Raw genomic sequence first — 14,395 nt, forward strand, 5'->3', positions numbered from 1 at the left:
CCGAACATGGCCAAGCGCGTTACCGGCAAGACCTTTCTCAATGACCCGCAGTGGTACAAGGATGCGGTGATCTACCAGGTCCATGTGAAATCGTTCTTCGATGCCAACAACGACGGTATCGGTGACTTCCAGGGCCTGATCGACAAACTCGACTACATCGCCGAGCTTGGCGTCAATACCCTCTGGTTGCTGCCGTTCTACCCCTCGCCCCGGCGCGATGATGGCTACGACATCGCCATGTACCGTGGCGTGCACCCGGACTACGGCAGTCTCGCCGACGCCCGCCGCTTCATCGCTGCGGCGCATCGCCGGGGCCTGCGGGTGATCACTGAGCTGGTGATCAACCACACCTCCGACCAGCATCCCTGGTTTCAGCGCGCCCGCCGCGCCAAGAAGGGCTCCAAGGCGCGCAACTACTATGTCTGGTCGGACCGTGACGACAAGTACGCCGGCACCCGGATCATCTTCATCGACAGCGAAAAATCCAACTGGACGTGGGACGCGGTGGCCGGGCAGTACTTCTGGCACCGTTTCTATTCGCACCAGCCGGATCTCAACTTCGACAACCCCAGGGTGATCGAGGCGGTGCTCGGCGTGATGCGCTTCTGGCTCGACATGGGCGTCGACGGCTTGCGTCTGGACGCCATCCCCTACCTGATCGAACGCGACGGCACCAGCAGCGAGAACCTGCCTGAGACACACGATGTGCTCAAGCGCATTCGCGCCGAGGTGGATGCGCATTACCCCGACCGCATGCTGCTGGCCGAAGCCAACCAGTGGCCGGAGGACACCCGACCGTATTTCGGTGGCGAAGAGCACGGCGAGGGCGACGAATGCCACATGGCGTTTCACTTCCCGCTGATGCCGCGCATGTACATGGCCATCGCCCAGGAAGACCGCTTCCCGATCACCGATATCCTGCGCCAGACGCCGGAGATCCCGAGCAATTGCCAGTGGGCGATCTTTCTGCGCAACCACGATGAGCTGACGCTGGAGATGGTCACCGACGACGAGCGTGACTACCTGTGGAACTACTATGCCGCCGACAGCCGTGCGCGCATCAACCTCGGCATCCGTCGGCGCCTGGCACCGCTGGTGGGGCGCGACCGGCGGCGCGTCGAGCTGCTCAACAGCCTGTTACTGTCGATGCCCGGTACGCCGACGCTGTACTACGGTGACGAGATTGGCATGGGCGACAATATCTACCTCGGCGACCGTGACGGTGTGCGCACGCCGATGCAGTGGTCGGTGGACCGCAATGGCGGTTTCTCCCGTGCCGATCCGGCCAGTCTGGTCCTGCCGCCGATCATGGACCCGCTGTATGGCTATCAGACCATCAACGTCGAGGCGCAGGCGCGCGACCCGCACTCGCTGCTCAACTGGACGCGGCGCATGCTCGCCATACGCAACCAGCATAAGGCCTTTGGCCGCGGCAGTCTGGAGATGCTGGCGCCGAGCAACCGGCGCATTCTCGCTTACCTGCGCCTGCAGCGGAGCGAGGAGGGCGCGGAGGAGTGCATTCTTTGCGTGGCCAATCTGTCCAGCGCGGCCCAGGCCGTGGAGCTGGAACTGGCCGACTACCACGACCGTGTGCCGGTGGAAATGGTTGGTGGTGCGTCCTTTCCGCCCATCGGCCAGTTGCCCTACCTGCTGACCTTGCCGCCATACGGCTTCTACTGGTTCTACCTCGCCGACGCCTCGCAGATGCCCAGCTGGCACCTGAAACCAGTCGAGCGTATGCCCGAACTGCAGACCCTGGTGCTGAGCCGAGGGCTGAGCGAAGCGCTCGACGGCCGGCCGCGACAGATTCTCGAGCGAGAATCGCTGCCGTTGTACCTGCCCAAACGACGCTGGTACGCCGCGGAGAGGGCGGCGGCCGGCAGCGTGCACCTGCTTTATGCGGTGCCGCTGGGGCAGGACAACAATGCGCCGCTGCTGGCTGAAATCGAGGTGCGTGGCGATCAGGGCGTCGAGTATTACCGCCTGCCGTTGGCTGCGGTACCCGAAAGCAGCAACGGCAGCGATCTGCCGCAGCAGATGGCCCTGGCCCGGCTCCGCCGTGGCCGGCGCGTGGAGCTGCTGACCGATGCCTTCAGCCTGCCGCACTTCAGTCAACTGATGCTCACGCTGCTGCGCCAGGAAAGCGTCCTGCATAGCCCGGCCGGAGAGCTTCAGTTCCGCGCCGAACCGGCGCTACTGGCTCTGGATACTCTGGATGACAGTCAGTTCAAGCTGCTCTCGGCCGAGCAGTCCAACAGTTCGGCGCTGATCGGCGAGCAGATCCTGCTCAAACTATTGCGCCGTGGCTTCGCCGGTATCCACCCTGAGGTGGAGATGAGTCGCTTTCTCGGCGATCACGGTTTCACCCACATGGCGCCGTTTCTCGGCGAAGTGGTGCGGGTCGATGAACAGGGCCAACCGCATACCCTGCTGGTCGCGCAGGGCTATCTGGACAACCAGGGTGATGCCTGGCAATGGACGCTCAATACCCTGGAACGCGCGCTGCGCGACGAGCTGGCCGGCGGCACCAACGAACCCGAGGTGGATGCTCTCGGCGAGCTGGCCACCTTCTGCACCGTGCTCGGCAAGCGGGTCGGCGAGATGCATGCGGTGCTGGCACGGCCGGTGGAAAACCCTGCGTTTGGCAGTCAACTGAGCGACGAACGCGACAGCAGTGCCTGGCTGGCGTCCATTGGTGAGCAGCTGCGGCTGGCCCTGCAGGCACTCGAACGTCACCGCGAGGCCTTGCCGGCCGCCTGTCGCGAGCAGGCCGAGTGGTTGCTGGGGCATGCCGAGGGCCTACAGCAGGCAGTCGCACGCCTGAGCCAGGAAGTGGCGGGCGGCTTGCGCATCCGTGTGCATGGTGACCTGCATCTGGGGCAGGTGCTGGTGGTGCAGGGTGATGCCTACATCATCGACTTCGAGGGCGAGCCCAACCGTACGCTGGAGGAGCGCCGTCAGCGCCACAGTCCGTTCAAGGATGTCGCCGGCATGCTGCGTTCTTTCGACTATGCAGCCGCCGTGGCGCAGCGCAACGCCGGTGGCCTGGACGGCCATGCGCAATTGCAGCAGGTGGCGCAGCTGCTCGCCCGGTACCGCGAGCAGGCCTGCCAGGTCTTTCTTGATGCCTACCGCGTAGCGGCTGCCGGGCTGCCGCACGAGTGGCATGCGCGCGAAGGTGAATCCGCCGCCCTGGCGCTTTTCTGCCTGGAAAAGGCCGCCTACGAAATCGTCTATGAGAGTGGGCACCGGCCCGACTGGATCGACGTTCCCCTCCAAGGGCTGGTGCGACTGGCCCGTCAACTGATCGAGGCAACTCCGTGATTGAAGAACGAATCGAGCGTCTGCGACGGGCCGAGGAGGGCGATCCCTTCGGCTTTCTTGGCCCCCACGCGCAGGAAGGCGGCAGCCTGGTACGTGTCTGGCTGCCCGGCGCAGAGGCGGTCGAGCTGATCGGTGCACAGGGGCAGCCATTGGGCGGCATGACGCGCCGTGACGACGACGGCCTGTTCGAGCTGTTGCTGGCCGAAGCTCAGGATTATCGTTTGCGCGTGCAGTGGCCGGACGCGCAGCAGGACGTTGAAGATCCTTATGCTTTCGGCCCCATCCTAGGTGAACTGGACCTGTACCTGTTCGCCGAGGGCAATCACCGGGAGCTGTGGCAATGCCTGGGCGCGCGCCCTTGCGAGCATCAAGGCGTGCCCGGCGTGTGCTTCGCCGTATGGGCGCCGAATGCCCGGCGCGTCTCGGTGGTGGGTGATTTCAACAGTTGGGATGGGCGCCGCCACCCCATGCGCCTGCGCTATCCAGCCGGGGTGTGGGAGCTGTTCATTCCACGCCTGGCAGCAGGCGAGCGCTACAAGTACGAGATCCTCGGTGCGCATGGTCTGCTGCCGCAGAAAGCCGATCCGCTGGCCCGGGCAAGTGAGGCGCCACCGGCTACCGCCTCGCGCGTGCCACAGGCGCAAGCCTTCGCCTGGCAGGATGGACAGTGGATGAGTGAGCGTGCGCAGCGTCACCGGTCCGATGCGCCGCTGGCCATCTACGAACTGCACGCCGGCTCCTGGCAATGGCCGGAGGAGCGAGCACCGGACTGGGATGAGCTGGCCGAGCGGCTGATTCCTCATGTGCAGGGCCTTGGTTTCACCCATATCGAGCTGATGCCGATCATGGAGCACCCCTTCGGGGGCTCCTGGGGCTATCAGCCGCTATCAATGTTTGCGCCCACCGCGCGTCTGGGCGAGCCGGAGCGTTTCGCCGCCTTCGTCGACCGCTGCCATCGCGCCGGCCTGGGCGTGATCCTCGACTGGGTGCCGGGGCACTTTCCCAACGATGCCCATGGCCTGGCCGAGTTCGATGGCACCGCGTTGTACGAATACGCTCATCCCTTCGAGGGCTTCCACCCGGACTGGAACACCTGCATCTACAATCTTGGGCGCAGCGAAGTGCATGGCTTCATGCTGGCCAGCGCGCTGTACTGGCTACGCGAATACCACGTCGACGGCCTGCGTGTGGATGCCGTGGCCTCGATGCTCTACCGCGACTATTCCCGCGAAGAAGGGCAGTGGATCCCCAACCGCCATGGCGGCCGCGAGAATCTGGAGGCCATCGAGTTTCTCCAGCACTTGAACGAGGTGGTGCGCAGCGAAGTGCCGGACGCGCTGATGATCGCCGAGGAGTCCACCGCCTGGCCCGGCGTCAGCCGGCCGGTGAGCGAGGGCGGGCTGGGCTTCAGTCACAAATGGAACATGGGCTGGATGAACGACAGCCTGCGCTATTTCCAGACCGACCCCTTGTACCGCCGCCATCACCACCAGCAGATCACTTTCGGCCTGCACTACGCGTTTTCCGAGCGCTATATCCTGCCGATCTCCCATGACGAGGTGGTGCACGGCAAACGCTCGCTGATCGGTCGCATGCCGGGCGATCGCTGGCAGCAGTTCGCCAACCTGCGCCTGTTCCTGGCGCTGATGTGGACGCATCCGGGCAAGAAGCTGCTGTTCATGGGTTGCGAATTCGCCCAGTGGCGCGAGTGGGACCATGACCAGCAACTGGACTGGTACCTGCTGCAATACCCGGAACATGCTGCCGTACAGGCACTGCTCGGCGAGCTGAACCGGCTCTATCGCGAAGAACCGGCACTGCATCAGTGGGACGAGCGGCCACAGGGTTTCCAGTGGCTGATTGGCGATGACGCGAATAACAGCGTGTTCGCCTGGCTACGTCATGGCCAAAGCGGCCCATCACTGCTGGTGGTACACAACGCCACGCCGCAAATACTGGCGGACTACCGTATCGGCGTGCCGCAAGCAGGTCGATGGCAGGTGTTGCTCAACAGCGATGAGGGGCGTTGGTGCGGCTCAGGGGCAGGTTCCACAGGTGAGTTGCACAGCGAGGCCGTCCATGGTCAGGCGAATTCCCTCAAGATCCAGCTACCACCACTGGCCACGCTTATCCTGCGTGCCGAGTGAAGCGAGGGAGGGCTTCAGCCGCGTGTAGAGACGCTGAAGCCCTCCCTCTGTATCCGCTTACGGATCAGTGGGCGCTGGTCACGCCGCGTAACAGGGTGTCGTTGGCCTGACGACTGTGCCCGGTGGCAATGTTGCCCAGCGACACCACGCCGACCAGACGCTTCTCGCGATTGAGCACCGGCAAACGGCGCACCTGGATGTCGGCCATGTTGGCAGCGACGTGATCGACGTCTTCATCGTCGAAGCAGTAGCGCACCTCGCTGCTCATCACCAGGCGCACCGGCGTGTCGGCACCGAGCCCGGCGGCGACAGCGCGAATGGCGATGTCGCGGTCGGTGACCATGCCGATCAGCCGGTCACCGTCGTTGACCAGCAGTGCGCCGCTGTCGATGTCGGCCATCAGGCTGGCTGCGTCACGAATGCTGCGCTGAGGCTCCAGGGTCTGAACGTTGCGGGTCATGACTTGACGAATTTTCATCGTTGTTCTCCTGTTGCAGTTGACGGGCGAACGAGCGCCCGGTTTGAAGATTCAGGAATAGCGCACCAGGTGATGCGGGTAATTGCCCACCCGCGCGCCAATCACCATCTCGCTGACCCAGTCGATCAGAATACGGGTGTAGGCCTGCTGATGGCGGTCTTCGCTGAGGCCGTGGTCTGCGCCGGCCAGGGTGCGATGCGTCATCGAGTGCGCCTTGTCGAAGGCATTGCGGTAACTCATCAGGGTGGTGTGCGGGACGAAGTCGTCATGCTCGGATTCCACCAGCAGCACATCACCGGTGAACGCAGAGCAGGCCCTGAGCGCCAGATTGTCCGCTGCGGTCCAGGGCGTACGGCGGTACTCAGCCAGGCGCTGCACGTCGAGTTGTCGCTTGGGCAGGTGCCACTGCTCGTCCCAGTAAAGGGCCGGCACCCGCAGGGCCATCCAGCGCACCTGGCGACGGGCACTGAGCAGGGTGGAAAGATAGCCCCCGTAACTGCTGCCAATCACCGCGATGCACTCCCGGTCCACCGCCTGATGTTCTGCCAGCAGGTCGTACGCGGCGAGGATGTCGGCCAGGTTCTGCTCGCGTGACACGCTCTCCCGCGCATCGAAGGTGCGCTCGTGTCCTCGCAGGTCGAAGGTCAGGCAGACGCAGCCCAGCCCGGCGATGCCGCGGGCGCGCGCCAGATCGCGTTGCTGGCTGCCGCCCCAACCGTGCACGAACAGCACGCCGGGCACCTTGCTTGGCGGAGTCAGCAGGGTACCGGCGATGCGTTCGTCGTCGACGGTGATATCGATGGTCTGGCTACCGGCTGTCATGGCGCGCCCACCTTCACGTATTTGGCCAACGGGCCGAGTTCACTTTCCTGGCCCTGATACAGGCAAATGGCGTCCGCCGGCGGCGGCACCTCACCGTAATGCTCATGAGTCGAGGCCTGCAGGCATTGCAACTGAGGGTCGTCGATAAAGGCTTCCAGGGCGAAGATCTCCGCCGCACTGGCCCCGCCGATACGCCACGATTGCTCCAGCACACCGGAGCGTGAACGGCCTGCGGCGTTCTGCCCCTGAGCCACGTCATAGTTGCGCCGTGACGCGCGGATGGAGGGGTAAACCTCGAACGCGGCCAGTTCGAATATGCGCGCCTGCTGCACGGCCAGGCGCACTGCGCGCGGCAGATCCAGAGTCATCAGCGCCAGATAGTCGCCACGTACCAGAGTCAGCTGCGAGCCGCCATAGACAAGGTTGCCCTGGTTGTCCGGCGTCAGTTGCTGGGTGCCGTGATAGCTCAACGTAACACCGGCCACATGGATCTGACCGACGCTGTAGGTACAGGGCTGTTGCAGGTCCTCCTCCAGGACCATGCCGGCCTCCCTCACGTGCTGCGCGTCCATTCTGGCCAGACTGCTTTCCAGCTCGCTGGTCGAGCGCACCACATGCTGGCCGCGCCCTCCGGTACCGTCCACCGGCTTGAGACGGATCGGTCCCTCGCGCAGCAAACGCTGCCCGGCTTCGCGCGCATCGTCGAGGTCGAATACGGTAAAGCCTGCCAGGGTCACACTTTCCACCTGCTGGGCGAATTGGCTCGACCACCCTGGCGGCAAATGGCGTGGCGATTCCAGCGCCGCATGGCTGATGGCTTTGCTGGCGAGAAACGCATGCCCGACCTGGCCGCCGAAGTAGTGCTCCGGGCCTTCGATGCCCAGCGGTCTCAGATCGCCGATCAGGGTGTCTTCCGGCACATAGTAGTAGGTGCCGCTGACGTGCGAACCGGGCTGATAGGGGCCGAGAAACGGGCAGTCGAGCAGGGCGGCGAGTTTCTCGCCGAGCAGCCGCTGCACGGTCCGTTCGTGGGCCATGTGATGACCGTCGCCCGGCAGCAAGAGCAGGCCGTCGTAGGCGCTCATCGCTCGTCCCGCCAGGTGCCGCCGGCACTCTCGCAATCGAGGCGTGCCTGTTCGAGATCGCCCACCTGGTAGTAGTGCGTGATCACCTTGGCGTCATTGGGTACGGCTGGACGCGCTTCGCCCATGTCGTCGTCGCCGGCCCGGTAGTTGCTCATCGTGGCCTGGGTCAGCGCCGCTTCGCAGCGGCCCAGGCCACCTCCGGCGCAGCGTGCCACCTTGCGCTGGTCACTGTTGAGCATGTTGTTGTTCTCGTTGTTGCACGACCAATCGATATCGCCCTCGGCCATACCGACGAACTCGTAGCAGAACTCCCGGGCGACCTCCTGGATGGCGTCGCTGGAGGTTCTGGCGCTGACATAGCAGGCCTCGGCCAGGGCGTCGCCGGCAATCAACGTACCCAACAACAAACCCGTAGTGGCGACTTTCATGATGCGCTCCTCGGCAGTGCGTTCATCAATTGTGAGAGAACCGGCCACGCTGAAGTTCAGGCTTTTTGACGAGAGGAGGCGGGTAGAAAACCTGAACTCACGGCCGCGCTTGCGGCCACAAAAAAGGAAGGCTGGATGCTAGCGCTCATCAGATAAGTCCCCAGGCCGCTTTACATAGGAGCCACGCCCCGGGGCGAAGCGCTTCGGGTCCTTATCGCAGGGGTTCGCGGCGGGGCGCCGCTCCTACAGATTCGGCGCATTGAGGCTTTACTGACGGGCATTAGGCTGGGCGCAGGCTTCCAGGCACATCGATCAGGACAACGCGCGGGCGCGCGAGGGGACAGACATGAGCGAGGCGCAAACCGACAGCGAGAATCCAGTAGCCCGGTTCAAGGCAGCCATCCTGGCCAAACTGCGTTATGCGGTGGGCAAGGACCCGGCCAACGCATTCGACCACGACTGGTTCGAAGCATTGGCCCTGGCGACCCGCGATCACCTGATCGATCGTTGGGAGGAATCCTCCGCGCAGCTTGAGCGCCAGGGCGCCAAACGGGTCTACTACCTGTCATTGGAGTTTCTCATCGGGCGCTTGTTGGTGGACAACCTGAGCAATCTCGGGTTGCTCGACGTGGCGCGCCAGGCGATGGCAGAACTCGGAGTGGAGCTCGAACGCATACGCGAAATCGAGCCGGATGCGGCGCTGGGCAATGGTGGCCTGGGGCGTCTGGCGGCCTGTTTCATGGAGAGCATGGCCACCCTGCGTCTGGCCGCGCATGGCTACGGCATTCGCTACGAACACGGCCTGTTTCGTCAGGCCATCGTCGATGGCTGGCAGGCCGAGCAGACCGAAACCTGGCTGGACTTCGGCAACCCCTGGGAGTTCGAACGTCCCGAGGTGGCCTATCGGATCGGTTTTGGCGGTGGCGTCGTAACGCTCGATGACCTCGAGGGCGGCAACCATCAGCTATGGCAACCTCAGGAAACCGTGCGGGCTATCGCCTATGACACGCCGGTGGTGGGCTGGCGCGGCGCCTCGGTCAACACCCTGCGCCTGTGGCGCGCGCGGGCCGAAGAGAACCTGCAGCTCGACCGTTTCAACGCGGGCGACCATTTCGGTGCGGTAGCCGGCGAGGTGCGTGCCGAGAGTATTTCCCGCGTGCTCTATCCGGCCGACGATACCGAGGCAGGCCAGGAACTGCGCCTGCGCCAGGAATATTTTCTGGTGTCGGCCTCGCTGCAGGACCTGTTACAGCGCCATATGCACTTGCATGGCGACCTGCAAAGCCTGTCGCAACACGTGGCCATCCAGCTCAACGACACGCATCCGGCCATCGCCGTGGTCGAGCTGATGCGGCTGCTGGTGGATCAGCACCAGATGGCCTGGGAGCAGGCCTGGCAACTGACTGTCGCCGCCACTGCCTACACCAACCACACCTTGTTGCCGGAAGCGCTGGAGTCCTGGCCGGTGGCGTTGATGGAGCGCCTGCTGCCCCGTCATCTGCAGATCATCTACCTGATCAATGCCGAGCATATCGACGCGCTGCGCGCCAAGGACATCCACGATTTTCGATTGCTGCGCGCGGTGTCGCTGATCGAAGAGGATCACGGCCGGCGTGTGCGCATGGGCAACCTGGCCTTTCTCGGTGCGCACAGCATCAATGGCGTGTCGGCGCTGCACACACGCCTGATGCGTGACACGGTGTTTCGCGATCTGCACCGGCTGTACCCGGACCGGGTAAACAACAAGACCAACGGCATCAGCTTTCGCCGCTGGCTGTTTCAGGTCAATCCAGGTCTGACGCACCTGCTCATCGACGTCCTCGGCGAGCAGGTGCTGCAGCGGCCTGATGCACAGCTGCAGACGCTGGACCCCTTTGCCGAACGTCAGGACTTTCGCGAGGAATATGCCCTGTGCCGGCAGCGCAACAAGGAAGTACTGGCGCAGCATGTGCACCGACTGCTGGGTATCGCGCTCGATACCCGGGCGATCTTCGATGTGCATGTCAAACGCATCCACGAATACAAACGCCAGTTGCTCAACCTGTTGCATACCGTGGCCTTGTACCAGGCGATACGCAACGATCCGGCCACCGATTGGGTGCCACGGGTGAAGATCTTTGCCGGCAAGGCAGCGGCCAGCTATCACCAGGCCAAGCTGATCATCAAACTGGCCAACGACATCAGCCGGACCATCAACGGTGACCCGACCGTACGTGGTCTGCTCAAGGTGGTGTTCATCCCCAACTACAACGTCAGTCTGGCGGAGACGATCATTCCAGCCGCGGACCTCTCCGAGCAGATCTCGACGGCCGGCCTGGAAGCTTCGGGCACCAGCAACATGAAGTTCGCCCTCAATGGCGCCCTGACCATCGGCACTCTGGACGGTGCCAATGTGGAGATGTATGAGAAGGTCGGCGCGGACAACATGTTCATCTTCGGCATGAACGCCCAGCAAGTGGCCGCCCGGCAACGACTTGGCCTGGAAATGGGCGATGTGGTGGCCGACTCGGAACGTCTGGAGGCCGCGCTCGGGGCCATACGGGCCGGCGTATTCTCCCCGGATGATCCGGCCCGCTACGTCGGTCTGGTCGACGGGCTGTTGTACCAGGATCGGTTCATGGTTTGCGCTGACTTCGATGCTTACTGGGATGCGCAACGCAAGGTCGATCAGCGTTGGCAGCGGCCTGAACAGTGGTGGCGCTCGGCGGTGCTGAATACTGCGCGGATGGGCTGGTTCTCGGCCGACCGCACCATCGCCGAATACGCCAGGGATATCTGGCAGGTGGCGCTGCCAGCGCCTGACGGAACATGAGGCGCTAGCGCTGAATGCGGTGGGCCGGTGTACCGTGGCCCTTTTTCGGATGCACGATGCGGGTGACCTGCACATCGGTGAACTCGCTGGGCCACTCGAAAGTGTGCATGGCGCTCAGATAGAAGCGGGCCTGCTCCGGCGTGAGTTGTTCGCGATCGGACTCGACCTCCACGCTGTGAGGTTCGTTGTGCAGGATATAGCTGATCAGATGCAGTGGCTTGGCCATCTCGAAGCTCCGGCTTTGCTGGGTGATGGGAGATAGACCCCTGATAGACGGTGGCAAGTTCCCGCTATCCGCTGGGCGGCAGTTCGACTTCGGAGGTGGCCAGGTTGCGCTTGGCAGGAGGCTGCGGATTGGCGTCGCTGCCATCTTTGCGCAATGCCTTTGCACGTTTTTCCAGGACAAGATAGGTCACGCTGGCCAACAGCAGCGGCAACAGGTAGTACAGCACCCGATAGGCCAGTAGCGCGGCGACCAGGCTGGCCTGACTGTACTGATGCTGAAGCAAGGCCAGGAACACGGCTTCGAGTACGCCGAGCCCGGCGGGAATATGGGCCACGGCTGCGGCGATGCAACTGATCAGCAGCACGCCAAGCACCGACGTATAGGAGGCCCCGTCCGGTAGCAGCCAGTAGAGCAGCAGCGCCATCAGCGCCCAGTTGCTCGCCCCCATGCATAGCTGCTGCAGCGCCATGCCCAGCGAGGGCAGGGTGATACTGCGTTCACGCCAGTGCCAGACACGCTGTTGCGCGGAAGCACAGACGCCGACATAGGCACTGACCACGCCCAGTAGCGCGAAGCCAAGCAGTTGCAAGCCGGTTACGCCCAGGGTCCAGTTGTCCGGCAGTTGCACCATACGCAGGGAAAAGATCACGCCGGCCAGTGCCATGTAGCCGGTCCAGTTGGTCAGCAGGTTCAGGCTGAGAATGCGGGTCACGGTGGAGGCAGTGAGCCCCAGGCGCATGTATAAGCGGTAGCGCATGGCCACACCGCCGATCCAGGTGGTGAAGTTGAGATTGAAGGCGTAGCACACCATGGCAACCGGTAGCACCTGCCGAGTCGGCAAGCGGTGCCGGCTATAACGCCGTGCAAGCAGATCGTAAGAACCGAACACCAGGTAGCTGGCTATGACCAGCACTGCGCCCAGCAGCAGCGTCTGCAGGCTATAGGCGTCCAGGGCCTGGCGCACCTCGCTCCACTCCAGGTTGCGTACCAGCAGGTACAGCAGTACCGGTACCAGCACCAGGAAAAACAGCGTCAGCAGACGTTTGCCCCAGATCAGCCAGGGACCATGCTCAGCGTTACTCATCGGGGTTGCTCCTCTTCATAGCAACGCACCTCGCTCTCTGGCTCCAGGGGTTCGAGGTTCTTGCGGTGGCCCGGCAGCCAGCCGGCGATGGCCGGGAAACGGCGAATGAAGTGGAAGCACAGGAACACCAGCGGCGCCCGCCACCAGTAGCCGCGGATCACGCGCTCCAGTTCGACACGTCGGCAATGCTGGCTCGACAGTTGCTGCAGGTGGTCGTGCAACTGCTGGTTGAACGCACGGTCGCGAATGACCAGGTTGGCTTCGAGGTTCAGGGCCAGGCTCAGTGGGTCGAGATTGCTTGAGCCGACCGTGACCCACTCGTCGTCGACCAGCGCCACCTTGCCATGCAGCGGCCGCTGGCAGTACTCGTGAATTACCACGCCGTCACGCAGCAGGTAGTTGTAGAGCAGGCGCGAGAATGCCTGAGCCCAGCGCATGTCCGGCTGCCCCTGGAGAATCAGCGTCACCTCGACGCCGCGTCGCGCCGCGTTGCGCAGGGCGCGCAGCAGGCGGTAACCGGGGAAGAAATAGGCGTTGGCCACCAGCAGACGATGCCGCGCGGCGGTGAACGCTGCCAGGTGTTCGTCTTCGATGTCCGTGGTGTGGCGTTCATTGTCGCGCTCCACCAGCTTCACGCAGGCGTCGCCTACGCGCTGCTTAGAGGGGCGGGCCGGGCTGTGGGCGCCAAGCGAAGGTTTCAAAAAGCGCAGCATGGCAGCATGCAGATCGACCACCACCGGACCTTGCACTTCCACGGCGTAGTCTTGCTTGGCCATCTTGCCGAAGTCACCGAGGTGATCGGCCGAATAGTTGATACCGCCGACGAAGGCCCGCTCGCCGTCGATCACCAGCAACTTGCGGTGCAGGCGGCGGAACAGGTTGGTGCGCATGCCCAGGGTCTTCGGGCTGGGGTCGAAGACCTGCACCTTGACCCCGGCAGCGCTCAGGGCCGCTACATAGTCACGGCCGAGATCGGCGGTGCCATAGCCGTCTACCGCCACCACCACACGAACCCCGCGTTGTGCGGCCTCGATCAGCACACGCTGCAGCTCGAGGCCGACCTTGTCTTCGAAGATGATGAAGGTCTCCAGCAGCACCTCCACGCGCGCCTGGCGAATGCATTCGAACACGCGCGGGTAGTAATCCTCGCCATTGATCAGCAGGCACAGTTGATTGCCGTCTCGCCAGATTCCGCTCACAGATGGATCTCCGCTGCCAGAGGGGCATGGTCGGACAGGTGCGACCAGGGTCGGGTGGATAGCACTTCGGGTTGCTGCGCGAGCGCATTACGGGTGTAGATGCGGTCCAGGCGCAGTAACGGCATGCGAGCCGGGAAGCTGCGTGCCGGCTTGCCCTGGCGATGAGCGAAGGCTTCAAGGAGGCCGTGCGGGGCGAGCTGCTCGTCCACGCGCAGGCGCCAGTCGTTGAAGTCGCCAGCGACTATTACCGGCGCGCTCGGATCGATGGTCGCCAGCAGATCCAGCAGCAGGCCGATCTGCTGACGTCGATGCGCCTCACGCAAGCCCAGGTGCACGCACACCGCATGGACCGCATGCTGACCCGGTACATCCAGACGGCAGTGCAGCAGGCCGCGCTGTTCGGTACCGCTGACGCTGACGTCAAGGTTGTGGTACTCGACGATGGGGAAGCGCGAGAGCAGGGCATTGCCATGGTCGCCCGCCGGATACACCGCGTTGCGCCCGTAGGCGAATTGCGGCCACATGCTGTCGGCGAGGAACTCGTACTGCGGCACGCTGGGCCAGTCATGGAAGCGCTTGGCGTGCAGCGCATGATTACCCAGCACTTCCTGCAGGAAGACCAGATCTGCGCCCGTGGCCTGCACGGCGTTGCGCAGTTCGGGGAGGATGAAACGCCGGTTGAAGGCGGTGAAGCCCTTGTGCGTATTGATGGTCAGAACCCGCAGACGCTTGACCGGGGTGACACGGTCGATGATGACCTCCGGGTTGGGGATGGTGATGGTCATTGCTG

The 14,395-nt window shown here is 63.8% G+C and carries 11 protein-coding genes; 3 read left to right on the forward strand and 8 right to left on the reverse strand.

Annotated features, from left to right (window positions below; genetic code table 11):
• The first annotated feature begins 6 nt into the window (after positions 1–6).
• Together treS and glgB are read left to right on the forward strand one after the other, a co-directional pair.
• The gene (gene treS / locus ACJRW5_RS23485) at positions 7–3,324 is read left to right on the forward strand and encodes a maltose alpha-D-glucosyltransferase (RefSeq protein WP_484572896.1); all 3,318 of its coding nucleotides are present in this window, start codon (positions 7–9) and stop codon (positions 3,322–3,324) included.
• On the forward strand, positions 3,321–5,471 hold the full coding sequence (gene glgB, locus ACJRW5_RS23490; protein WP_484572897.1) for a 1,4-alpha-glucan branching protein GlgB: 2,151 nt from the start codon (positions 3,321–3,323) through the stop codon (positions 5,469–5,471). The genes treS and glgB overlap by 4 nt, the downstream gene beginning before the upstream one ends.
• A 64-nt stretch (positions 5,472–5,535) precedes the next feature.
• Here glgB and ACJRW5_RS23495 read toward each other — a convergent pair whose 3' ends face one another.
• Genes ACJRW5_RS23495 through ACJRW5_RS23510 form a run of 4 tightly spaced genes read right to left on the reverse strand, consistent with a single transcriptional unit; the run spans position 5,536 to position 8,284 of the window.
• Entirely contained in the window at positions 5,536–5,949 is a 414-nt protein-coding gene (locus ACJRW5_RS23495; RefSeq protein WP_484572898.1) for a CBS domain-containing protein, read from the reverse strand.
• 51 nt (positions 5,950–6,000) lie between these two features.
• On the reverse strand, positions 6,001–6,771 hold the full coding sequence (locus ACJRW5_RS23500) for an alpha/beta hydrolase family protein (protein WP_484572899.1): 771 nt from the start codon (positions 6,769–6,771) through the stop codon (positions 6,001–6,003).
• Positions 6,768–7,856 (reverse strand): DUF3182 family protein, encoded by a 1,089-nt coding sequence (locus tag ACJRW5_RS23505; RefSeq protein WP_484572900.1) that lies wholly within the window; start codon positions 7,854–7,856, stop codon positions 6,768–6,770. The genes ACJRW5_RS23500 and ACJRW5_RS23505 overlap by 4 nt, the downstream gene beginning before the upstream one ends.
• Positions 7,853–8,284, reverse strand: coding sequence for a hypothetical protein (locus ACJRW5_RS23510; RefSeq protein ID WP_484572901.1), 432 nt, complete (start codon positions 8,282–8,284; stop codon positions 7,853–7,855). Before ACJRW5_RS23510 ends, ACJRW5_RS23505 begins: the two co-directional genes overlap by 4 nt.
• A 346-nt stretch (positions 8,285–8,630) precedes the next feature.
• On the opposite strand from ACJRW5_RS23510, the gene ACJRW5_RS23515 reads away from it, so the two are divergent.
• Positions 8,631–11,096, forward strand: coding sequence for a glycogen/starch/alpha-glucan phosphorylase (locus ACJRW5_RS23515; protein ID WP_484572902.1), 2,466 nt, complete (start codon positions 8,631–8,633; stop codon positions 11,094–11,096).
• 4 nt (positions 11,097–11,100) lie between these two features.
• Here the strand turns inward: ACJRW5_RS23515 and ACJRW5_RS23520 are convergent, their stop codons facing one another.
• From ACJRW5_RS23520 to ACJRW5_RS23535, 4 genes are all read right to left on the reverse strand, one after another.
• On the reverse strand, positions 11,101–11,322 hold the full coding sequence (locus tag ACJRW5_RS23520; RefSeq protein ID WP_484572903.1) for a hypothetical protein: 222 nt from the start codon (positions 11,320–11,322) through the stop codon (positions 11,101–11,103).
• 64 nt (positions 11,323–11,386) lie between these two features.
• Positions 11,387–12,406, reverse strand: coding sequence for a lysylphosphatidylglycerol synthase transmembrane domain-containing protein (locus ACJRW5_RS23525; protein WP_484572904.1), 1,020 nt, complete (start codon positions 12,404–12,406; stop codon positions 11,387–11,389).
• Positions 12,403–13,605 carry a cardiolipin synthase ClsB gene (clsB, locus tag ACJRW5_RS23530; RefSeq protein WP_484572905.1) on the reverse strand — a complete coding sequence of 401 codons (1,203 nt, stop codon included), beginning with the start codon at positions 13,603–13,605 and terminating at the stop codon, positions 12,403–12,405. Before clsB ends, ACJRW5_RS23525 begins: the two co-directional genes overlap by 4 nt.
• Positions 13,602–14,390, reverse strand: a complete 789-nt coding sequence (locus ACJRW5_RS23535) for an endonuclease/exonuclease/phosphatase family protein (RefSeq protein WP_484572906.1) — start codon at positions 14,388–14,390, stop codon at positions 13,602–13,604. The genes clsB and ACJRW5_RS23535 overlap by 4 nt, the downstream gene beginning before the upstream one ends.
• Between the last annotated feature and the right edge of the window lie 5 nt (positions 14,391–14,395).

The sequence above is a fragment of the Pseudomonas pichavaramensis genome, from assembly GCF_050473265.1.
Classification (GTDB): Bacteria; Pseudomonadota; Gammaproteobacteria; order Pseudomonadales; family Pseudomonadaceae; genus Aquipseudomonas.

Bases quoted from the DNA above. Each gene is read 5' to 3' on its own strand.
- treS (WP_484572896.1), top strand. From the start codon at position 7: ATGGCCAAGCGCGTTACCGGCAAGACCTTTCTCAATGACCCGCAGTGG.
- ACJRW5_RS23495 (WP_484572898.1), bottom strand. From the start codon at position 5,949: ATGAAAATTCGTCAAGTCATGACCCGCAACGTTCAGACCCTGGAGCCT.
- ACJRW5_RS23500 (WP_484572899.1), bottom strand. From the start codon at position 6,771: ATGACAGCCGGTAGCCAGACCATCGATATCACCGTCGACGACGAACGC.
- ACJRW5_RS23505 (WP_484572900.1), bottom strand. From the start codon at position 7,856: ATGAGCGCCTACGACGGCCTGCTCTTGCTGCCGGGCGACGGTCATCAC.
- ACJRW5_RS23510 (WP_484572901.1), bottom strand. From the start codon at position 8,284: ATGAAAGTCGCCACTACGGGTTTGTTGTTGGGTACGTTGATTGCCGGC.
- ACJRW5_RS23515 (WP_484572902.1), top strand. From the start codon at position 8,631: ATGAGCGAGGCGCAAACCGACAGCGAGAATCCAGTAGCCCGGTTCAAG.
- ACJRW5_RS23520 (WP_484572903.1), bottom strand. From the start codon at position 11,322: ATGGCCAAGCCACTGCATCTGATCAGCTATATCCTGCACAACGAACCT.
- ACJRW5_RS23525 (WP_484572904.1), bottom strand. From the start codon at position 12,406: ATGAGTAACGCTGAGCATGGTCCCTGGCTGATCTGGGGCAAACGTCTG.
- ACJRW5_RS23535 (WP_484572906.1), bottom strand. From the start codon at position 14,390: ATGACCATCACCATCCCCAACCCGGAGGTCATCATCGACCGTGTCACC.